This is a genomic window from Ensifer sp. MJa1 (genome assembly GCF_037026475.1).
Taxonomy (GTDB): domain Bacteria; phylum Pseudomonadota; class Alphaproteobacteria; order Rhizobiales; family Rhizobiaceae; genus Ensifer.
This window is the reverse complement of the sequence record NZ_JAKUMO010000022.1, coordinates 1-22231: the sequence shown is the minus strand read 5'-3', so window position 1 is coordinate 22231 and position 22231 is coordinate 1. Positions and strand designations below refer to the sequence as shown.

Here is a 22231-nt window from a genome sequence, read left to right as displayed (position 1 = left end):
TATTATGCAGACGAGGCGCGCAGCACCGGCACGCGAGCCACATTCTCCGTCGCCTTGTCCAGCAACATCACCTGTCTTGCGACGCAATCACCCAGCCGGAACCTTTGTTCGACCGTCCGACGGGCGGCAGAGCGTATGTCGGTATACTTTTCCGGCTGACGCAAGGCATCGCAGACGGCGCCGGCCAAAGCATCGGTGTCGAAGAACGGCACAAGAAGTCCGTTGCGTCCGGAACTGACGATCTCCTGCATGGGTGCGGTGTCCGAGCCGATGACAAGCGCACCGCAGGCCATGGCCTCAAGCACCGACCAGGAGAGCACGAAAGGATAGGTCAGATAGATGTGCGCCGCCGAAATCTGGAACAATTGCCTGAGCACGCCATGCGGCACGGCGCCGGGGAAAATGAACCTGTCCGCCGGCACATCGAGAGACTGAAGCAAGTGGTCCTTCCAGGAACCACCGCCCCGCGGTGGCGCGCCATAACTGACGCCGTCTCCACCGACGAAGACGAAGAGCGCATCCGGATGGCTGCGCGCCACTTTGGCGGCCGCTTCCAATGCCTGTGGAAAGCCTCGATAGGGCTCGAGGTCGCGCGCAACGAAGGTGACGATCGGCGGATCGCCCGCCTTCAGCACCCGGCCATCCGGCAACTTTAGCGAGGCGGCCGCATCGGGACGAAAGACGCGCGTATCCACGCCCTCATGGCAAACGGCGATACGCGCGCGATGTTCGGCAGGGTAGAGGCTACGTTGCCACTGGGTCGGGCTGATCCCGCCGTCCAGCGCCTCCAGAGACAGGAGCTGAGCCGTGTTGCGCAGCCGCAGCCGCTTGCGGATCTCCGAATCAGCCTGATCGCCGGGGGCAAAGCCGACATCGGCACCCTCTGCGCGATAGAAGAACTCGCAGTAGCCGAGTGCGGGAACTTCAGGCAGCACGTCCTTGACGAACATCATGCTGCCCCAACCGATATGCCCGACAATGACGTCGGGCACCTGGCCCTGGCGGGCCATGGCTTCAAAAGTCTCGGCGACCCGATGGCCGATCCGGACGTGATGGTCCGGAGTGGCGAGATACTTCGCCATCGGCGCATTGGCCTGCGGTCCGGGTTCCGCCCTGTGCCGGATGACCCGGACGGACGGAATCCTCTGATCTACGGTTTCCGTCACCAGAGTGACTTCATTTCCCGTCTGCGCCAAATGGGCTGCGAGAGCGGCGAACTGGCAGAAGCCGCGCCGGTGTACGAATGCTACGTGCATATTCCAAGCCTATTGCCGATGAAAGGACAGCCTTCGCGTGCGGGCAGTTCAAATGCCGTAACGCGTCGCATTTCCCCAAACCAGCTCGAGCCGGTGCAGCGTTTGAAATGCGGTTTCAAGATTGCGCCGGTCCTGTTCGCCGTGGCTCAACACCCGCTCATAGGCACCGGCTGCCTTTCTCAACGAATCACAAAGCACCCTTCCCTTTTCCGAAAGCCGGATGCGAGCAGAACGCTTGTCCCGTTGCGACGCAGCACGGTCGATGTATTCGCCGTCAGCCAGCTGCTTCAGATAGTAGGAAACGTTCGATCCCACGTAATGGCCGCGGTCCAGAAGCTCTGCCACCGACAGTTCGGCATCGCCGATTGCCAGCAACACCATGGCCTGAGCCGGGCCGATATCGTCCACACCCAGCTTCGTCAGTTCGGCACGCAAAAGGCCTGTGAAGCGCCTGCTGGCACGCTCCATCATCCGTGCCAATTCGAAATAGGTAACCACGGAGGCATCGCTCTCCGGGCCAATGTTTTCGCTCTCAGGGGCACTTCCCGCTGCGTCATCCCCGGGCCGGATGGCAACAGCGCCGCCAAAATCAGCAAACGGATAGAGAATCTTTTGATTCATCCCTCTCTCCAACTAAGCATTACTACCGATATTCAAAAATTGCTTCAAATTTTGAAGCAATTTTTCGCCCCCTTTACTCCCCCCGAATACGATCATCTTGAGCATTTCACCATTATTGTGTCACAGTTATCACGGCAACACTGTGATTTAAGTGATAACAAACAAAACGGCATCCTCAAGACCGCGACGAATTTATCCAGAAAATCACGAAGCGTGACAGCAAACGAGGCAATATGATTAGCAAGAACCAAATTGGGCCAAAGACGGCGCATAATGGAGCAATCGACCCGCGACTGCTTATTTTGAAAGCACGCCGCGTGTTCGTTTTGGCACTTATTTATGCAGCCTTGCTGAGTGCCTGTATCGGCATCTTGCAGCTCTCCACACCCCTCTACATGATGCAGGTCCATGACCGCGTCCTGAACAGCCAGAGCATGGACACGCTGGTCATGCTGACGATTCTGGTGATCGGCGCGCTCATTATCTACGGCGTTCTCGAATATATTCGTGCGCTGACGTTCCAGGTGATGGGCAGTGCGGTCGTGCGCTGGCTCAACCTTCCGGTGCTGACCGCTGCCGTACAGGCAGCCGCCGATCAGGGGCTAACCCGAGCCACTCAATCGCTGAGAGACCTGGTGGAACTGCGCAGCTTTCTGACGACCTCGGCCGTCAGCGCGCCGCTCGATGCGGCCTGGTCGCCGATCTTCCTCGGCGTTCTTTTCGCCCTGCACCCGCTCTTCGGCCTCATCGGCGCCATATCGATAGCCCTGCTTGTGTGCTGCGGCGTGCTGACCGACCTTTTGACCCGCCGGCTGATGAAGGAGGCCAATCAAGCCAACATCGAAGCGGTCTCGAAGATTGGTGCCAGCCTTCGTCACGCAGAGGCCATCGAGGCGATGGGCATGCTGCCGGCGCTCGCGCGCCGCTGGCGGGCCGCCCAGCTGCATGCGCTGGACGCACTGGAAACGAGCGGTAGCCGCAGCAAGGCGATGGCGTCCATCACCCGCTCGCTGCGCTTCATGATCCAGGCAGCATCACTGGCGACCGGTGCGGTTCTCGTGATGAGGCAGGAGATCTCACCAGGCGCGATGATGGCAACCAGTATCCTCGTCGGCCGCCTCGTCGCACCGTTTGATTCGATGATTGAAAACTGGCGTCAATGGGTAAACGCGATTGCGAGCTGGCGACGAATTGAATCGGCCCTCAATCAGGATCTGGCCGTGCGCCAGACGATGCCGCAGCCCCGTACGCAGGGCGACCTTGTCGTCGACAAGCTGGTTTACGCCGCCCCGGGTCTCGATGTTCCGATCATCAAGGGCATCTCCTTCTCGCTTCAGCCGGGAGAGGTTCTCGGCGTTGTCGGCCCGTCGGCTGCTGGCAAATCGACCCTTGCTCGCCTCCTCGTCGGCATCCTGAAGCCTACCACCGGCGGTGTCTTTCTCGACGGCAACAGCGTCTATCTCTGGGAACGCTCCTCCTTCGGACAAATGACCGGTTACCTGCCGCAGTCGGTTTCGCTGCTTGAAGGCACGATCCGCGACAACATCTCGCGCATGGAGGAAGGCGAACCCCAAAAGGTGCTGGAAGCCGCACGGCTTGCCGACGTGCACGACATGATCGGGCGCCTTCCGCTTGGCTATGACACGCCGGTCGGCGACGGTCATCTCACGCTCTCGGGCGGCCAAAGACAGCGCATCGCGCTTGCCCGCTGCCTTTACGACCGACCTCGCCTGATCGTGCTCGACGAACCGAACGCCAATCTTGACGCCATCGGCGAGCGAGCACTGATCCGCGCGATCGAACGGGCGCGCAACGATGGTGCCATCGTCATCATGATCGCCCACCGACCGACCATCATGCAGGCCGCCGACAAGCTGCTTGTCCTTGAAAACGGCCGCATCACCCAGTTCGGGCCGCGCACCGACGTGGTCGCGTCCATGACGCCCGGCGAACCGAGACGGGAAGGCGCTTCCGCATGACAGACAAGACCAAACTTCCGATCACCCGCGAGGCGCGGAACGTGAAGACAACGGCTCAGCAGGAGAACCGCCTGCCGGCGATTGCCGACCGGCCGCATCCGCTGCACGGGCTCGAAGTCGACAGCGAATCGAGTGCGTCTGCACCGCTAAGAGGCGTGGCCCTTGCCGGACTGACGACGATCCTCGTTGCATTCGGCGGCTTCTTCGGCTGGGCGTTTTCGACCGAACTCAGCAGCGCTTCGGTCGCCAGCGGCACCATCGTGGTCGATTCCAAGCGCAAGACCGTGAGCCACTTCGAAGGCGGTATTCTCAACCGGCTGCTCGTCCAGGAAGGCGACCGGGTTGCCGCCGGCCAGCCGCTGGCCAAGCTCGAGGATACCCGTGCCCGCTCCGACCTCCAGGCGCTGCAAAGCCGGCGCCTCGGCCTGATCGCCAAGCTCGCCCGCCTGAGGGCAGAACAGACGGAATCGGAAGAGATCGACTTTCCTGACGATCTTCTCAAGACAGCAGACGCCGCAGCCGATGACGCCGTAAAGGCCGAATCGAACTTCTTCGACAGACGACGCGAAGCAAAGACGGGTCGTCTCGAGGTTCAAACCAAGACCATCGAAGAATTTTCCGAGAAAGCCAAGTCTCTTACAGAACAACTCCGCGCAACGGATCGTCAAATCGAGCTGATTACGGAACAGCGCACATCAATCGCGACGCTGGTCGAGAAAGAATACGCACAGCGCTCCAAGCTGATCGAGATCGACGCCAAGCTCAGCGAGCTGGCGGCCACCCGTGGCGAACTTGCCGGCAACAAGGCCCAGGCCGAAAAGGCGGAAGCCGGCGCGGAACTTGGGTTGACCGGCATCGAGAATGAGTTCCAGTCGGAGATCGCCGGCGAAATCACCACAGCCCGCCTCGAGCTGTCCGACGTCGAGGAACGGCTCGTGGCAGCCAAGGATGTCTTGAACCGGCTGGAGATCCGCTCGCCGCAGGCCGGCGTCGTCACCAATATCCAGCTGCGTACGTCCGGCAGCGCCGTCTCTGCCGGCCAGCCGCTGCTCGATATCGTGCCTGAAGACGAACCGCTTCTGGTGGAGATGCACGTGGGTACCCGTGACATTGACAGCATCGACATCGGTTCGAAGACGCAGATACGCCTGACGGCCTACAACCAGCGAACACACCTTCCGCTTGACGGCGAGATCACCTATGTGGCCGCCGACCAGTCGGTCGACGAGAAGTCGAACGTCTCCTACTACGTGGCACGGGCACGCATCGCGCCCACGTCGCTGAACGCAAACCCCGACATCAGGCTCTATCCGGGCATGCCCGCAGAAGTGCTGATCGTCCACAAGCCGCGCTCGGCCATCGACTACATGGTCTCGCCCATCGCAGACAGTGTGAACCGCGCCTTCCGCGAAGATTAATTAGAACGACCTAAAATCTTGATTTGCCGGTGAAATTCAATTTCGCCGGCAATTTGCTTCTAAATTTGAATTGTTTTTCAAGTAATACGCGCCTTATTTACCCCATATATTTCGGGGTAATCATCAAAATGACACAGGATATACATCTGAGGTAGCAGACAATAGCACAGTACAGCCGAATTTTATTTATTTTTGCTGTTGCCATATGATTTATTGCAGTGCACTGTCCCGGCGTTCACCTACGGCTGCGTGTCGTGGATGGGCGTAAGCAACAACTAAGAGGAGTAGCATATGGCCACGTTGGAAGGCGGCGCGTATGATGACGCCCTTTTTGGCTCCAGGTTCGGCGATCTCATCCATGCCCATGGCGGCGATGACTTCGTGACCGGAGGCAATGGCAACGATACGATCTTCGGCGACGAAGGTGACGACATGCTGTTCGGCGGCAACGGGAGCGATACCCTGTTTGGCGGCTGGGGCAGCGATGTCATCCATGGCGACAACGGGGACGACGTCCTGCTTGGCGGCCATGGCGATGACCTGCTGTACGGCGACAAGGGGAACGATATCCTCATTGGCGGCGACGGCAGCGACCTGCTGATGGGCGGCAAGGGCAGTGACATTCTGCTCGGCGGCGCCGGTAACGACGTCATCAACGGCGGTGCCGGTGACGATGTCATGACCGGTGGTACCGGCAACGATGTCTTCGTCTTCGACGGCGGTGGCGGCAATGACGTCATCCTCGACTTCACGCCCGGTGAAGACCTGCTGCAGATTTCGAAGGACATCAACGGCCTCGATATCTCGTCTCCGGAAGATCTGGCATCGCGCGTCACCCAGGTTGGCGGCAATGTCGTGATCGACTTTGGCCATGGCGACACGCTGACACTCGTCAATGCGGACGCCGACGACATCCAGGCCAATCCGAACCAATACTTCACGATCCATTGAGATTGAACCGGCGCGCCCCACTTCCTCCCGTGGGGCGCCCTACCTTCTTCCTGAGGAGTAGCGCGTGACGGCAGACGACCGTATCAGGAGCCTCGGCCAAGACTTTTCAACTGCAGTGGCGTTCAGGCTCGGCTTCGACGTTGCTGTCATGATCTGGGACGCACCGGCCGACCTGCCGGCGACGACCAAGTACGCCCTTACCGCCTCTCGATCCCTTCTTCCCCTCGTCAGCATGACGCTCGCGCGAGCCGACGGCGGACACCGCGTTTTCTGGGCGTTTCGCCCGGGCAAGGAACGTGAGCTTGCGGAAATCTCCATCGACCACGAGGTCTTTCAGACTGTTGTTCTCGACCCGGCCGGCAAGCTGCCCTTTCTCGACATGGCGACGCAGTTTCCCGATCTCCATCCGGAGGGGCGCCTCAAGTTTCTCAACAACCTGCTGACCGTCTGGAGAAGCGCCTTCAAGCTTTCCAGGGACGAGTTTTTTACCGGCCTCGTCGACGATGCCATTCACGCCTTGAACCTTCGCCATCGCCCGGCGAACGTTGCCTGCCGGCTGGCACGCGGGCGATATCTGGCCGAAACGACGGTCAGCGCCGAATTCGGCGAGGTCAACGCAATCTATGCGCTGAGCGCCGACGCGGTTCTGCCAATGCCGCAACAGTTCGCCGTCACCGGCAAACAGGAGCGTGGACTGCGCCGCTTCCATTTTATCATCGAGACGCCACGCGCGCCGCAGGCGCTCTCACTGCTGATCATGGGCAAGCGCGGGATCGCCATCCGCGAACTGGCGCGCAGCACCTCGCGACCACCGAGCCTGCAGGAATGGTGGCCCGAGAACGGTGCTGCGCCCGGACTGCGCGAATTCATCGTGCGATCCCTCTCCGAGTTGCCGGAAAGCGGCACGGCACTCGCCATCGATCTTCAGCTTCGTTCAGCCTTGCCAGCGCGCCAGGGCAGCAAATCACCGCTGCATCCGAGTGCAGAAATCGACCTGGCCCTTGCCCTGCCGGACGGCCTGCTTGTCGGCGGCTGGACGCGGGACACGACCGGGACCCTTGCGGGCATCGACTTTCTTCAGGAAGACGGTACAGCGCTTCCACTCGACGGTAACTGGTACGAGTTTCCCGGCTGGGCACGCGGGGCCGAAGAAGGCTCCAAGACCGATGTCACGGGTTTCGTCGCCTGGTTGCCGATGCGCGAGCCGCTCGGGGCCCTGCTTCAGCCACGCTTCCAGATGCGCCTTGTCTCCGGTGCGATCAAGCCGCTGGTACCGAAGCCCCAACCGTTCGAGCCGGCGGCGCAGCGCAACCGGATCCTGCGCGCCGTTCCGCCGCAGCATGCGAATGATGCGGCCTTCCGCACGATCCTTGCGCCAGCGCTTCGGGACGTCGAACAGCGACTGGGCAAGTCCATCCGCGTCGAGCAGACGAAGGACTTCGGTCCGATGCTCGAGACGCCGCTCGTCTCGATCGTCGTGCCCCTTTACCGCGTTCTCGACTTCCTACGGTTCCAGCTTTCCGGCCTTGCAACCGACCCCTGGGTCGCCGCCAACGCCGAGATCATCTACGTGCTCGATTCTCCCGAGATCCACGACGAGACCGACCATCTGCTCGGCGGCCTGCACCTGTTGCACGGGCTGTCGATGAAGCTGGTGGTGATGAACCGGAACGGCGGTTATGCGCGTGCGTGCAATGCCGGCGCGCGTCATGCCCGCGGTTCGGTCGTCGTCATGCTCAATTCCGATGTGGTGCCGCGCGAGCCGGGCTGGCTCGAAACCCTGGTGCTGCCCGTCCTTCGCGATAAGTCGCTTGGCGCCATTGGCCCGAAGCTGCTTTTCGAGGATGGGTCGCTGCAGCACGCCGGCCTCTATTTTGCCCGCAACAAACAGGGTGTCTGGTTGAACCACCATTTCTACAAGGGCATGCCCGGCGCCTATCCGCCGGCACAGGCGGGCCGCATCGTTCCGGCCGTTACCGGCGCCTGCCAGGTCATGCGCCGCGAGGTCTGGGACCTGGTCGGGGGGTATGCCGAGGACTTCGTGATCGGTGACTACGAGGACAGCGACCTCTGCCTGAAAATCCGCCAGGCCGGCTTCGAGATCTATTACGAGCCGGCGGCCTGTCTCTACCACCTCGAGCGCCGCTCGATCAGCCGCAGCCAGGATTACACCCGCGGTGTCGCAAGCCAATACAATGCCTGGCAGCACACCGAACGATGGAATGACGACATCAGCACGCTGATGCCGAACTATCTCGGCGCCGACCAGGCGGCAGTGCCGTTGAACCCGAATATTGCCGCCAGGAGCGCCGCATGAACCAACCCGCACTTCGCCACGCAGACAGCCTGCAATCGGACTGGCAGCCAAACGAAGACCGTCTTGAAGGCATGCTTCAAACGCTCCTTGACAATCGTTTCCTGCCTCAGCCGGATAGCAACAACGTCTTCGTCGGAGACGGCAACTACCGGGCGGTCGGCACCGAGTTCCTCGGCCACTTCATCCGTCTGGGCGGCCTGAAGCCGGAAAGCAGCGTCCTTGACATCGGCTGCGGCATCGGGCGTATGGCGGTTCCGCTCACCCAGTATCTCGACGCCGACAAAGGACGTTATGTCGGCATCGATCCGGTCGACGGCGGCATTTCCTGGTGCCGGCAGTTCGTCGCACCGGTCTATCCGAATTTCACGTTTCAGCATGTCGACATCTCGCACGAACTCTATAATCCCTCAGGCAAGATCAACGGCAAGGCACTGAAACTGCCCTATCCGGACCGGCAGTTCGATTTTGCGATCATGACTTCGATCGTCACGCATCTGCCGCCTGACGAGGTGCTCGTCTATCTGAGCGAGATCGGCAGAATGCTGAAACCGGGCGGACGCCTGTTCATGACCGCCTTTGTCGTCGACCGGGTGGCCGCGGCAAACGAGAACGGCAGGCGTGATCCGCGCCTTGCCTTCAACCGCAGCGGCGACGGTCCCTGCTGGTTCGTGCCGACCCTGCCCCCGCTTGCAGCAGTCGGTTTCGACGACGGTTTCCTCGACCGGGCTCTCGAACGGGCAGGTTTCCGGATAGCCTTGAAATCGCTTGGCCACTGGCGCGGACAGGATGCCGGCCATTACCAGGATGTCTTTGTCGCCGAGCGCCGGGGTATGAGCGGATGACAAAACGCATTCTGGTTGCAGCCCACAATCATCCGGCCCTTCACCCTGGCGGAACCGAGATCTTTGCGCACGATCTCTTCCGCGCCTATCAGCGAGCCGGGCACGAGGCGCTTTTTCTTGGCGCCACCAATCAGATCCACCGCGAGATCCGCCCGGGCACGAGTTTCCAGGCGATCGGGTCGGCGGGCGACGAAGTTCTGTTGTGGTCCGGCCATTTCGACCGATTCTTCATGAGCCAGATCGACCTCTACGGCGTCGTGCCTGACCTCACCGAACTGTTGCGCGACTTCCGCCCCGATGTGGTGCATCTGCACCACCTCCTGCTGCTCGGCGCCGAATTCCCGCACATCGTGCGGCGCACCCTGCCCGACTGTCGGATCGTGATGACGTTGCACGACTACTATCCGCTCTGCCACCACGACGGCCTGATGGTCCGCACCAGCGGCAAGGAACTCTGCCACAAGTCGGCTCCGGACCGCTGCCATGCCTGCTTCAAGGACATCCCACTCGACCGTTTCGTGCTGCGCGAGCAGCATCTGAAGGCACTGCTTCGCACGGTCGACCGGTTCATCGCGCCAAGCCAGTTCCTGCGTCAGCGCTTCATCGACTGGGGACTCGACGGCGAGCGCATCAGCGTGATTGCCAACGGGTTGCCGCCGCGTGACGCGCCGGCGCGCAAGGACCGCCAGGAGAACGATCGCCCGGTTTTCGGCTACTTCGGCAACCTCAACCCCTGGAAGGGCACCACGGTGCTTTTGGAAGCGGCGCGGCAATTGATCGACGAGGGCCTGCGCTTCGAGCTTCGCGTCCATGGCGGCGCGCCGTTCCAGAGCGAGGGTTTCAAGGACGAGATCACGCGCCTGTTCAAGAAAACGGCATCTGCCGTCCAGCAGCGCGGCGCTTACCGGCGCGAAGATATTGCCGAACTCGTCTCCATGGTCGACTGCACGATCGTGCCCTCGATCTGGTGGGAAAACGCCCCCCTCGTCATCGGCGAGGCTCAGATTCAGAAAAAGCCGGTCATTGCCAGCAACATCGGTGGCATGGCCGAGATGGTCCAGGATGGGACAAATGGCCTGACGGTTCCGCCCAACGATTCGCGGGCCCTTGCCGCTGCCATGCGCCGCATGGCGGAAAACCCGGATCTGAGGCGGCGCCTTTCGGCCAATGCCCGCAAGCCAGACGATATCGACACCACTGCCCGCCGCTATCTCGCGCTGATCAACGCGATAGAGCCGACACAAACCGCCGCGGCCTAGAGGGAAGACAATGACGACTGCAGCCGATAAACCAACCGTCGCACCGGAACAAGGCAACGCCAAACCCCTGAAGGGCCGCGTCGACGCGATCGACCAGGGCCGCGTCTTCGGCTGGGCTTTCGATCCGGCAACCCCCGAGAAGCGGCTCGCCATCCGCGTGCTGCTCGACGGCAAGATCATCGCCGAAGCGATGGCCGACCGCAATCGGCCGGACCTCAAGCGCAACGGGATCGGCGACGGTAACCACGCCTTCGAGATTTCGCTGCCAGAGTTGGCAAACGCACGCGCTGGCGAACTTGTCGTGCTCGCGTCGACCGGACAGGGCGGCGATCTGCCGCTGCGCGTTCCCAAGCCCGACGAACAGGCGGCCGAAGCCTTGATCGCGGCGCCATTGACGAAGGTCCTCGACAAGCTCGACGTGCTGATGGCCGCTCAGCGCCAGCTGCAGGTCTCGCAGCGCTCGGCCCTGCGGCCAAGACTTGGAGAAGGCGAGGAAGGCGAGAATGTCGAACTCTCGGCAATCCAGGACGACGTCGCCAATCTGCGCACGGAGATCACCCAACGGCTGACCGATCTTGACGTTCATCTCATGCGCCTCGATGGCGTCGTGGCTGGAATGGAGAAGAGCCTGACTGCGCTCAGGCAGCGGTCCAATGGCGATCTGAAGCCGACGCTGCTCTTGCTCTTCGTGCTTGCGGGCTTTGCCGCAGGCGCCATCCTTTCGCTCATCATCCGGACCTGAGGCGGACATATGCCCAATTCGGAGCAGGCAACAGCCGTCGCCCCCGCACCGTTTGCCAGGATCACCCGAGGCGGACGCATCGTCGCATGTCCGATCGATGAGACATTGCTGCTGGTAATCGGGGCTGGCGCCGCCATGGCCGACCAGGTGCCGGTCGAGATCGATGAGGATTCGTCGACCCAAGCAATTGCATCTGTCATCGGGTGGCGACTGGCGACGTCCCAAGGCTCCGGCACGCATGGTTTCGCCGCCCTTCTGCCATTCGACGGCACCGAGCGCATGCCGGCAACGGTGCGCTTCGGCAAAGATGGCGCCGGTAAACGCTACATTGTCGCGCCGCGCGCGGCCTCTGCCCAAGATGTGGCAGGCATGCTGAAGGAATTTGCAGGCCCCCAGGCCGTGCACGTGCTCGGCCGCCTGGTGGATCTCATGATGAAGCCGCCGCTTGGAGAACAAAAGCTCACGGCGATCGCCACCCTGCTGAAAGCCGGAACGACGAGCGACGGATATATCGAGCTTCTGGGCGAGGGCCACGACGACGCCATCGCGCTCAAGGGCTGGGCCCATGACATGCCAGGCGGTGCTTCGCGGGCGATCATCAGGGCGGATGGCTCTTGCCTTGCCGAAACCAGCATTGCGGTTTTCCCAAGGACCGATGCGCCTGACGGCGCCGTCGGCTTTGTCGGCCTTCTGTCGGCGGAGGATCTACCACGGGCCCGCGACATCCAGGGTATTTTCTACCGGGGAAAAGGCGCCTGGCGTTACCTCGCGGTCCATGAGCGCAAGCTCGTGGCCGGCCCGCTGGAGACGCCCGGCCATATCCGCTCGATGCTGCTGCAAAGCCAAAGCTCGCCCCAGGTGCTCCTGCGCCTGCGCGAGGCAGCCAACGGCTTTGACGGCACGGAGACGATTTCGGGCCTGCCAGTACCCGTGCGGCTTGGTGTCGACAGCCTCTTTCAAGGCGATGACGGCGCCTTCCTGATTTCCGGCTGGCTGCTTGACCCGGACGACCATGTGCAAAGCGTTCGCCTGCGCCGCCAGCGCGCGGAAGAGCGGCTCGACGGCTCCTGGATCAGGACAGAACGCCCCGATGTCGAGGAGGCGTTTGCGGACCGGTCGGACTTCAAGAATGCTTTTGAGGGACATCGCCGTTCCCACGGGTTCATCGGCTTTGTCGGCGAGCTGGCCGGCGATCACGCAAGCCCCGTCTATCTCGAGCTTACCCTTCGCGACACGCGTCGCGCCTACATGCCGCTGTTTCCGGCCAGGGTAACCGCCCGTCACGCAGCCCTTCGCCTGCTGAACTCGATCGATCCGACGAGCTGGTCTCTGCCCGACATCATCGACCGCCAGATCGTTCCGTTCCTGAGCGCTGCGCGCACCCGTCCGCCGGCCGTCGAAACCGTGCTCGATATCGGAGCCTTCGACCAGGCACAGGGCCCGGCGATCATCATCGCAACCGGTGAGGCCGACGAGGATTTCGCCGCTTCTTTGGGCCTGCTTGCCCTCGACCCGCATACACGGCGGGCGCCGATTGTCCTTGTACTGCAATCGGAGCGCTTCCGCAGACAGGCAGCGCGTATCCGGCAGATCGCCGAATTCTATCGGCTGCCGTTGCGGCTGGTATCGGTCGAAGGCGCCGGCGACGCCTGCGACCTGGCCCAGGCGGGTGCGCGCACGATCGACAACGAGACCGTTGTCCTCTTGTCTGCCTCGCTGACGCCAGCCAATCCCGGCTGGTACCAGACGCTGATCGCCACTTACGATGCAAACAGGGGAAGCATCATTTCGCCGACCCTTGCCTATGAGGACCATTCGATCCGCTGGGCCGGAAGCCCTTCGCTCGACCGCCCGGATCACCTGCAATCAAGCCGCTACGCCGGTTATCCGATTGGTGCCGTGAACCGCCTCAAGCTGACGCGGGTTGCAACGGCATCGCTCGAATGCTGCATCCTGCCACGAAGCGCCCTGGTCGAGGACACGGGAACAGCACCCGCCTATCTCGGCGCGTCGCTGAAAGGTCTCGACCTGGCGCTGCGACTGAGCGGCAAGGGATACGAATCCTACTGGCTGCCCTCTTTGCAGATGCTCGGATCGGATGAGGCCGGCGCCGCCGGTTCGGCGGCATCGGCGCGCTATGTGGAACGCGCCGACCAAACGATTTTCCGCGCGCGCTGGATGTCCGCGGCAGAGCCGGAAATCGCCACAGCAAGGGAGATTTCCGCATGAGTGAGAAGCTCCGCGTTCTCGTTATTTCGCACGGTCATCCGACCCACTCTCTCGGTGGCGCTGAGATTGCCTCGCATAGCCAGCACAAGGCCTTAAACGGCCTGCCCGGCATCGAATCGGTCTATCTCGCCCGCGTTGGTAACCCCGTGCCACGGCATGGTGCTTCGGCGCTGATGAGCCTGAGGCTCGCCACGGACGAGGTGCTTTATCACGCCGAGGATTACGACCACTTCTTCCTGTCCAACGGTGACACCGACGCCATTCGCCAGGATCTCTTACGTTTCGTCGGCGACATCAGACCCGATATCGTCCATTTCCACCACATCATCGGCTTCGGGCTCGAAGCGCTTTATGCGGTTCGTGACATGCTGCCGAAGGCGCGTATCGTTGTCACTTTCCACGAATATCTGTCGATCTGCCACAACCACGGGCAGATGGTGAAGCGACCGTCGGGCCAGCTTTGCAACGGCGCTTCGCCGATCAGTTGCCACGGCTGTTTCCCGGATATCCCGGTTTCGCGCTTCGTGCGGCGCGAACAGTTCGTGCGCGGCATGCTCAACCTGGCCGACGCCTTCATAGCCCCGAGCGCCTTTCTTGCCAACCGCTATGTCGATTGGGGGATCGAGGCAGAAAAGATCTTCGTCATCGAAAATGGCATCGTGCTTGGCGACAAGGCGCCAGCGCGTGACCTGCCTGCGCCGACGGCCAGACGCAACCGCTTTGCCTATTTCGGCCAGATGACGCCGTTCAAGGGTGTTCACGTGCTGATCGACGCGGTCTCGCGGGTGCCCGACGAGATCTGGGGCGACGATTCCTCGCTGATGATCTTCGGCGGCAACCTTGAACGCCAACCGAAGGACTATCAGGAACAGGTCGCCAAACTGATCGAGGACGCCGGCCGCCGCGTCCGCTTCTACGGCTCCTATCAGAACCAGGACATGCCACGGCTGATGCGCTCGGCCGACTGGGTGGTGATGCCGTCCGTCTGGTGGGAGAACTCGCCCATCGTCATTCAGGAGGCGCTGCACCACGGCCGACCGATCCTCTGCTCCGATATCGGCGGCATGGCCGAGAAGGTGCGGGACCGCCTGGACGGCTATCATTTCCGCGCCGGCAGCGCCCAGGATCTCGCCGACCGTCTGATCGACGTCCTGAGCACGCCGCGGTCTTGGGACAATCTGCGCGCCACGCTCCGGCGGCCGATGAGCCATACCGAGAGCGCGCGCGAACATGTGGCGCTCTACCGCAAGCTGCTCAATGGAGCGCCGGAAGAGACACGCAGCGCCGCCGTAGCCTGAAGGTTCCGCCGGGCGCGGTGTGATGGCGGCGTCCCCGGCTGAAACCCGCCGGCGCCGTTCGACCATGGCGGTGGCTGCTCCTTTTTTCAATGCAACCTGGAGTTCATTGAAACTCGGAAGCCTGAACCGCGCGCATCCGGGCTGCTTGCTGTCCTAATCTGTTGCCTGGATCGCCCTGCCATCATCGGGCCTCCACCATTGATGGAAGTGGTGGACCGGCCCGCGCCCCTGCCCGACTCGCAAGCCATTAGCAGCGACAAGCGCCTCGTGCAGATAGGCCTTGGCAGCGACGACCGCGTCCGAAAGCGTCTGCCCGCGGGCCAGGCCAGCGGCGATTGCCGCCGAAAGCGTGCACCCGGTCCCATGGTCATTCCTGGTCTCGACCCGCGGCCGCGACAAACGAAGGACCTTTTCGCCGTCGAAGAGAATGTCCACGGCCTCCTGGCCCTTGCCGTGCCCACCCTTCATCAAAACTGCGCCTGCGCCGAGCTTCAAAAGAAGCTCCGCCTGACGCGAAACCTCAACCTCATCTTCGGCAACGGAACGTCCCGTCAACAACGCCGCCTCCGGCAGGTTCGGCGTCAACACCAGCGCCGTTGGCAGCAACTGCTCCTTGAGTGCCGCAATCGCATCCGAACGCATCAGTATATCGCCCGAAGTCGCAACCATGACCGGATCGATGACCGCCGCCTGACGGTAGCGTTTCAGGCCACCGGCGATTGCCGCAATTGTCTCCTGCCGCGAGACCATGCCGATCTTCACCGCACGAACGGCGAGGTCTGAAAACACCGCATCGATCTGCGCGGAAACGACAGCTGGGGAAACATCTTCGACGGCGGTAACGCCGCGGGTGTTTTGCGCCGTGATCGCCGTGATCACGCTGGCACCGTAGACGCCGAGTGCCGAAAACGTCTTCAGGTCTGCCTGGACACCCGCACCACCACCGGAATCCGAGCCCGCGATCGTGACGGCGATAGCAGTCATGCCCGGCTCCACTGAAATGTAGAAGCAGCTCTGATGATGGCGAACGCGCGGGCCAGTGACCAACTCAAGCACGTACAAACTGAGGTGGGTCGTCGATGCAGTATGGAGGAATCCGACAGATCGAGCCCCTGGGCCGGTCGCCTCGCCCCCCAGAGTTCTTCGTCGCTACATTCTAAACTGCATACTGGCACCAGTGATCTCCCGAAACCAAAATCACGGAGATCCAGACGAACGGCGGAGGCGCGGGAGTGCCAGAGAGGCCCTTGCCGTTCCTACGCCGGTATGATCCGGATCAGGTTCAAGGGTCTGGCTCACCGCCATCTCAGCACAGTCAATGTGCGCCCCTCGGCAGGAGGGATGCTAGGGCAGCGTAGGGGGGGGTGTCAAACCCGAACCACTGTGACAAATAGCTCAGAAGATGATTTGCTGAGTGGAGTATCCATCCGAGCAGGGCCGCAGGATTTTGGGTGCCGCGCGTGGTAACGTCGGTTCATGGAGATCGATGAGGACAAGATCGACGATGCGGTTTTGGCGCTGCTATGGCTGACGCTGCATAACGAACGCTGTGCCTGGAAGGGCTTCGACTGGGCAACGACGGATCGGCTTCACAAGAAGGGCTTGATCGGCGACCCAGTCAACAAGTCGAAGTCATTGATCCTGACCGATGAAGGCTTGGCGCGTTCGCAAGCATTGTTCCGGGAGCTGTTTACGCGGCCGCCGCAATAGCCGTCCCTTTGTGTGTCTTCCATTGCCACGGCAGCAGTTCGTGCAGGCGGGAGACGGGAAGATCGGCGATGCGGCTAAACACATCGGCGAGCCACGCCTTTGGGTCGACGTCGTTGAGACATGGGATAATCGCGGCGCGATCTCCTCAGGCCATTTTCTCTGTTGATACTGGTAGGGGTGGTTGCCCCCGATAAGATGGGAATACGGGCTCCCGATTGGCACCGGGCCCAAACATCATTCGTTGGAGGCAACCATGAACCAGTATATCGGGCTCGACATTTCCTTGAAAGACACCGCGATCTCAATCCGGCAAGACGGCAAACGCATCTGGCGCGGCAAGTGTCCTTCGGACCCCAGGCTTCTGGCAGATATGATCCGCAAGCATGCGCCGCATGCCAGACGCGTCGTCTTCGAGACGGGGCCGTTGTCGACGTGGTTCTATCACGCCCTGACGGCTGAGGAGATGCCGGCGATCTGCATCGAGGCCCGGCATGCGCAGAAGGTTTTGAACGAGACGCTCAACAAGACCGATGCCAATGATGCGGACGGGTTGGCGCAACTGGCGGAAGCCGGCTTCTACAAGACCGTCCGGGTAAAAGCGTTCGACAGCATGCTGACGCGCACGCTGGTCGGGGCGCGCAATCAGCTCCTGAGCATTTCGATCCAGATCAGCAACCAGATTCGCGGCCTGATGAAGACGTTCGGCCTCATCGTCCCCAAGGGAACAGGCCGCGTGTTCGACGGCCACGTGAAGGCACTGCTGGATGGCAATGACGACCTGGCACGGATCATATTGCCCCTGCTCGATGCCTGGCGCGACATACGCAAACGCGCCGCCGAGCTTGACCGCCAGTTGCTCGCGATGGCGCGGCAGAGCCAGGCTGTGAAACGTCTGATGACGATTCCGGGTATCGGCGCCATCACAGCCGTCTCCTATGTCGCGGCGATTGAAGACCCGGGCCACTTCAGAACATCGCGCTCGGTAGGCGCTTGGCTCGGACTGACGACGCGACGTTATCAGTCAGGCGAGGTCGATTATGACGGCCATATCTCGAGCAGGGGCGACAACCATTTGCGGGCACTGCTTTACGAAGCGGCAACGGTTCTGCTGACGAGAACCAGCGTCAGGACCGAGTGCCGTCTCAAGTTGTGGGGGCTGAAGCTGCGTGAACGGTTGGGGTTCAAGCGCGCCGCGGTGGCGGTCGCCCGCAAGCTCGCGGTCATCATGCACAGCATGCTCAAGACAGAAGAAGTGTTCAACGCATCGGCTGGCGCAACCGCATAAGCGAAGTATCAGCCTCCTTCCCTCAGCGCGTCAACCCGACTTGAGGCGTTGAGCGTCCATGCTGCGGACGTGGGGCGGACCATTCCGTTAATTGCCGTTGCAGCTCGATCGAGACTGCGCTTGAGACATAGGAAGGTCCTACCTGCGAAGACCCATTATGCGGCGGCATTTGCCGACCGCGCAGACAACGCTGCTCCCGGCACTGGATCGCTCCGGAGATATGACCGCCGAGGGCGGCGAACCACGAAGCCGCCCACTCGCTACAGCACGCTTGAGGGCGCGCTCGCGAGCGGCTTCGTTACCGACACGCCCAACCAGCCCGGCACGATCGCTGGCGCCCATCGTTTGATGAACCGGCTTGCCATACCGCAACCCGCAAGGATGCGGTATGGCAAGAATTCTCTTGACGACCAGCCGGCGATTAAACAACGGCAAGTCGTGATGACGGAGAGCATGATGGCGGCACGATCGGCCCCACGCTGGGAGCCGGCGAAGGTCCAGTTTCGGCGCCTATGGAAATGTTTCCATAGGCGCCGTTATGTGAACATGCGGATTATGGATAGTTTGCTGAGACCGTTTCGGGATATTCTCCATTTCCGCCTCAGCAAACTTGGCATAATCAGAGAGCTTCGAGGAAGCGCATCAGTTGGTCGGGCGGCTGGTACCGCCCCAATTTGGCTTCCTGAGGCTGCAGCTTGCTGAGTGCTTGCTCCTTCATGAAAAGATCGGCCTCGATATACATGTGCGTGGTCGCGGTATCTTCATGCCCCAACCAAAGCGCGATGACGGTGATATCGACACCGGACTGAAGCAGATGCATTGCTGTCGAGTGCCTGATCACATGAGGTGATATGGACCGGCCCGCGAGGGAGGGGAGATGTCGAGTTGCTGCATCGACAGCGAGATCAAGCCGTTGCGCGACGTTCGCGCGGGTCATCTTGCCGCCTGCGCGATTGGGAAGCAGAAAGCCATCCAGCGCATTCGCCCCGGCTAATCGCTGCCATCGCCGAACAAGAGCCGCCGTCGGGCGCCATAACGGAACGCATCGTTCCTTACGCCCCTTGCCATGCAGATGCACGGCGGCTTGGCCATCAAGAACGACATCGCAGCAACGGATGCCGATGATCTCGGAGACGCGTGCGCCGGTGTTGTACATGAGACTGAACAGCACTCGGTCGCGCTGCCCGGCCCATGTCGTATCATCAGGAGCGTTTAGGATGGCCTGGACCTCCGACCGTGTCAGGAACCCGATGAGAGGACGATCTGTTCTCTTCATCGGAATGGCGAGTGCCTGCTCTATGGTCCCGAGAGCCTCAAGATCATGATGCCCTGCGTATTTGAGGAATGTTCGCAGTGCGGCAAGCCGCGCATTCCGGCTCCGAACGCTGTTGCCACGAACCTTCTCCAGATGATCAAGGAAATCGAGCAGCAGTTGCGCGTTCAGGTCGGTGAGCGCGACTGCACTTGGCGTCTTCCCGATCGACGTCTCTGTAAAGGCCAGGAGCAACCGGAACGTATCGCGGTAAGCCGCGATGGTCTGTGGACTGACGGCGCGATGCTGCACCAGATGCTCGACAAAGAAACGCTGAACCAGCGCGGCAAAGGAAGGGACTGATCGATTACTCATGGCGGCACTCCGCCATCGCGAATGCTTCGAAGCGACTGCCGGCCACGGCCATCAGGTCGGGAATGCCGGTGAGGTACCAATAGGTATCGGAGACCTTGGCATGGCCGACATAAGTCGCAAGCGCGGCAATGGCGTTGTCAATATCGGCGCCTTCGGCTTGCCAGCGCTGCACTCGTCGGCAAATGAAGGTGTGGCGCAGATCGTGAATGCGAACTTCGTCATAGGCGCCACGAGCAACAATATTAGCGTCGCGGCGCAACTGCTGGAACGTCCAATGGACTTGCCGCTTGGATGGAGCGTGCCCCGAAGCGCCGACGAAGAAAGATGCGTCCGCGTCGGACGGCGCGTAGCGGCCGCGGATTGCGACGTAACGCGAGAGCGCAGCGGCGGTGCTGGCATCAAATGGTACATGCCTTGATTTGGTGAATTTTGTCATACGCACGGTCAGACATCGGCCGACAATATCGACGTCGCCGCATCGAAGCTTACGCGCCTCGGAAATCCGCAATCCGGTCGCTGCGATCAACCCCAACATAGTCTCATAGGTTGCCGGTCGAATTGAGTGCTGCGGACTTAATCGCCGTGCCGCCATCAGCAGCGCGACAATCTCTTGGTCAGTATAAATATGTGGTGTCCGGCGTTGGTGCCTTCTACCGAACATACTGCGCTCGGGAAGCTCATTCGCTGGGTCCAGACGACTCTCGTGCTCGACGAAGGGACGCAATACTTCGAAGCGACGCGCCCAGGAGGCTGGCACTGCGTTCCGAGCCTCCCCTTTAACCCAACTGACAACCAGCGTTGTTGTGATCGGGCCGCAATGGCCCGATACATCGGCAAGGTGGGCGAACGACCGAAGCGCGCTAGCGGCGCTATCGAGTGAGAACCCAAGGCGACGCCGGTCCGCAAGGTATGCGTCGACCCGCGCCTGCATGGTCAACTGGCTCATGCCGCACCCCCCGGCCACGGCATAGCGACCGCTGCGAGCCTCTGAAGGTCGACCTTCGTGTAGATCATGGAGGTGTCGATGTTCCGATGGCGCAGGATATCGGCGATTTGCTTCATAGGAACACCGGCATTCAGCATACGGCTGGCGGCGCTGTGCCGGAGGATATGCACGCCTGTCTTTGGCCACCCGCAACGTTTGTATGCAGCAAAAACCGCCTGCCTTACGCTGTCGTTTTGGATTGGGAGATCGTAAGGCGCAACGTGGCGTACGAATATCGCTCGGTTCACGCTTGGCGGACGCTCGTGTTGCAGATACTTAACGATCGCATCACCCGTTTCGGGCGGCAGGGGAAGAACGTCGAAACGTCTCCCCTTTGACCGGGAAATGCGGATCGTACCCTGCCGCCAATCGGCGTCTTCAAGCTGCAATCGCGCCACCTCACTGGTTCGAAGCCCAAGATCAACCAGACATCGGACCATAGCGTAAGCCCTCCGGCGGGATGGGAAGTCCTTGTCGAATGAAGCGAGCAGGACCTTGATTTGTTTGTCAGAAAGGACATGCGGCAAGCTGGTTAGCCGCCAGCAGGCAACGCGAGGGATTGCTTCAAGTAGATGCTGAACATCATCGCCCATCATCTGCCGAAACCGGAGATAGCAACCGATCGCACCTCCAACAGTGCGAATGGTGCCGGACGACCAGCCATGCGGTTCGCCGAGGATGAAACGTCTCACACGCACCGGCTCAAGTCTGGTGATGGATATCACTCCGTCTGGAAACTGTTCCTGAAAGAAACGGCGAAGAATTCGACTGCGCGCGGTTCGTGTGTTGTCGGCTAATCCGCCGACATCTCGCATACAAGTCACGAAGGCCGTCAATTCCTCGCAATACTCACTGTCGTTGGGTGCTTCGGGAATGGCCCCTTCGGAACGCAGTATGGCAAGTAAATGCGAGATTGCCGCCCTGAGTTCGTGCGGCAGACGACGAGTTGGATAAGGGCAGTCACAGACGGGAAGATGATGGTGGAGAAACCGCGAACATGCGGCTTCATCTATGGACGCCAACGTCAGCCGTTCGGCTGAGATCCAGTGGGCGAAATGGGCAATGCAGCATAAATAGACACGACCGGTGCTTGGTGAATAGCGAGCCTGGCTAAGGTGTTCCAGGTATCGATCGGAAAACTGCGCAAGCGGACTGTTCTCAAGCCACTGACGTGGTCCAGGCTGCAACTTAATCGCATTCATGATCTTACTCTCCTGCGTGATTAGCGCGGAGAGGAGATCAGGATTATGTAAAGTTACGGCCGCAGTTCCAGCCCAAATAAGTTCGATGTAGTCCCGCTTTTGGGGAATTGTCTCAGCAAACTATCCATAATCCGCATGTTCACATAACGGCGCCCAAGAGCCATTGCCCGTTCATTCTGCCCATGTCGGTCAGGAGTTGGAGGTTCATTACCGTTGGCATCCCTATTTTGGCCGCAAGGTCAGTGTGCGGCGGGTAGAGCATCGAGCGACGGGGCAATTTTTTAAGGTGCAAGGTTCGTCGGGTCTCGTAGTTTCGATGGCTACCTGGATGCTTGATCCGGTGGTTTGCGCCGGGATGACGCTGGGCGCGCCACGGGTCGATCTCTTGGCATTGTCCGATCTGAAGAGGCTGGTCACGGTAGCCGCTGCTCCGCCAAACTCCCAACGCGATAATGGAATCGCTTGGGAGAAAGTCGATGAAACAGCACGACGCGCCCGCGCTGACCTCGG

The 22231-nt window shown here is 61.2% G+C and carries 18 protein-coding genes, 1 pseudogene and 1 riboswitch; of the genes and pseudogenes, 11 read left to right on the top strand and 8 right to left on the bottom strand.

Features of this window, described 5'->3' with window-relative positions; genetic code table 11:
• Positions 1-2 precede the first annotated feature (2 nt).
• Together MKZ91_RS24685 and MKZ91_RS24680 are read right to left on the bottom strand one after the other, a co-directional pair.
• A complete protein-coding gene (locus tag MKZ91_RS24685) occupies positions 3-1256 on the bottom strand; it encodes a glycosyltransferase family 4 protein (protein ID WP_336173666.1) in 1254 nt (417 codons plus the stop codon).
• 48 nt (positions 1257-1304) lie between these two features.
• Positions 1305-1877, bottom strand: a complete 573-nt coding sequence (locus tag MKZ91_RS24680; RefSeq protein ID WP_336173746.1) for a MarR family transcriptional regulator — start codon at positions 1875-1877, stop codon at positions 1305-1307.
• Positions 1878-2110: 233 nt separating this feature from the next.
• On the opposite strand from MKZ91_RS24680, the gene MKZ91_RS24675 reads away from it, so the two are divergent.
• The 9 genes from MKZ91_RS24675 (at position 2111) to MKZ91_RS24635 (ending at position 14912) form a co-directional block, all read left to right on the top strand.
• Entirely contained in the window at positions 2111-3856 is a 1746-nt protein-coding gene (locus MKZ91_RS24675; protein WP_336173665.1) for a type I secretion system permease/ATPase, read from the top strand.
• Positions 3853-5274, top strand: coding sequence for an HlyD family type I secretion periplasmic adaptor subunit (locus MKZ91_RS24670; protein WP_336173664.1), 1422 nt, complete (start codon positions 3853-3855; stop codon positions 5272-5274). Before MKZ91_RS24675 ends, MKZ91_RS24670 begins: the two co-directional genes overlap by 4 nt.
• Before the next feature lie 291 nt (positions 5275-5565).
• Positions 5566-6225, top strand: a complete 660-nt coding sequence (locus tag MKZ91_RS24665) for a calcium-binding protein (protein WP_336173663.1) — start codon at positions 5566-5568, stop codon at positions 6223-6225.
• Between the two features lie 64 nt (positions 6226-6289).
• Positions 6290-8542 carry a glycosyltransferase family 2 protein gene (locus tag MKZ91_RS24660; RefSeq protein WP_336173662.1) on the top strand — a complete coding sequence of 751 codons (2253 nt, stop codon included), beginning with the start codon at positions 6290-6292 and terminating at the stop codon, positions 8540-8542.
• Complete coding sequence (locus MKZ91_RS24655) at positions 8539-9384, top strand: class I SAM-dependent methyltransferase (protein ID WP_336173661.1); 846 nt, start codon at positions 8539-8541, stop codon at positions 9382-9384. Before MKZ91_RS24660 ends, MKZ91_RS24655 begins: the two co-directional genes overlap by 4 nt.
• Positions 9381-10643, top strand: a complete 1263-nt coding sequence (locus MKZ91_RS24650; RefSeq protein ID WP_336173660.1) for a glycosyltransferase family 4 protein — start codon at positions 9381-9383, stop codon at positions 10641-10643. The genes MKZ91_RS24655 and MKZ91_RS24650 overlap by 4 nt, the downstream gene beginning before the upstream one ends.
• Positions 10644-10653: 10 nt before the next feature.
• Positions 10654-11385 (top strand): hypothetical protein, encoded by a 732-nt coding sequence (locus MKZ91_RS24645; RefSeq protein WP_336173659.1) that lies wholly within the window; start codon positions 10654-10656, stop codon positions 11383-11385.
• 9 nt (positions 11386-11394) lie between these two features.
• A complete protein-coding gene (locus MKZ91_RS24640; RefSeq protein WP_336173658.1) occupies positions 11395-13614 on the top strand; it encodes a hypothetical protein in 2220 nt (739 codons plus the stop codon).
• Entirely contained in the window at positions 13611-14912 is a 1302-nt protein-coding gene (locus tag MKZ91_RS24635) for a glycosyltransferase family 4 protein (protein WP_336173657.1), read from the top strand. Before MKZ91_RS24640 ends, MKZ91_RS24635 begins: the two co-directional genes overlap by 4 nt.
• Before the next feature lie 153 nt (positions 14913-15065).
• On the opposite strand, the gene thiD is transcribed toward MKZ91_RS24635, so the two are convergent.
• On the bottom strand, positions 15066-15896 hold the full coding sequence (gene thiD, locus MKZ91_RS24630; protein ID WP_336173656.1) for a bifunctional hydroxymethylpyrimidine kinase/phosphomethylpyrimidine kinase: 831 nt from the start codon (positions 15894-15896) through the stop codon (positions 15066-15068).
• A 252-nt stretch (positions 15897-16148) separates the two neighbouring features.
• Positions 16149-16252, bottom strand: a riboswitch (TPP riboswitch).
• Positions 16253-16388: 136 nt separating this feature from the next.
• On the opposite strand from thiD, the gene MKZ91_RS24625 reads away from it, so the two are divergent.
• Positions 16389-16622, top strand: coding sequence for a DUF6429 family protein (locus tag MKZ91_RS24625; RefSeq protein ID WP_065782447.1), 234 nt, complete (start codon positions 16389-16391; stop codon positions 16620-16622).
• Here the strand turns inward: MKZ91_RS24625 and MKZ91_RS24620 are convergent.
• Positions 16603-16764: pseudogene (locus tag MKZ91_RS24620) on the bottom strand (transposase domain-containing protein); the annotation flags it as partial. The gene MKZ91_RS24625 and the pseudogene MKZ91_RS24620 overlap by 20 nt on opposite strands.
• 111 nt (positions 16765-16875) lie before the next feature.
• On the opposite strand from MKZ91_RS24620, the gene MKZ91_RS24615 reads away from it, so the two are divergent.
• Entirely contained in the window at positions 16876-17907 is a 1032-nt protein-coding gene (locus MKZ91_RS24615) for an IS110 family transposase (protein WP_336173745.1), read from the top strand.
• Between the two features lie 619 nt (positions 17908-18526).
• On the opposite strand, the gene MKZ91_RS24610 is transcribed toward MKZ91_RS24615, so the two are convergent.
• The 4 genes from MKZ91_RS24610 to MKZ91_RS24595 form a co-directional block, all read right to left on the bottom strand.
• Entirely contained in the window at positions 18527-19534 is a 1008-nt protein-coding gene (locus MKZ91_RS24610) for a tyrosine-type recombinase/integrase (RefSeq protein WP_336173655.1), read from the bottom strand.
• A complete protein-coding gene (locus MKZ91_RS24605) occupies positions 19527-20480 on the bottom strand; it encodes a tyrosine-type recombinase/integrase (protein ID WP_336173654.1) in 954 nt (317 codons plus the stop codon). The genes MKZ91_RS24610 and MKZ91_RS24605 overlap by 8 nt, the downstream gene beginning before the upstream one ends.
• Positions 20477-21721 (bottom strand): site-specific integrase, encoded by a 1245-nt coding sequence (locus MKZ91_RS24600; RefSeq protein WP_336173653.1) that lies wholly within the window; start codon positions 21719-21721, stop codon positions 20477-20479. The genes MKZ91_RS24605 and MKZ91_RS24600 overlap by 4 nt, the downstream gene beginning before the upstream one ends.
• Before the next feature lie 139 nt (positions 21722-21860).
• A partial coding sequence (locus MKZ91_RS24595) for a hypothetical protein (RefSeq protein WP_336173652.1) occupies positions 21861-22231 on the bottom strand: 371 nt, incomplete at its 5' end.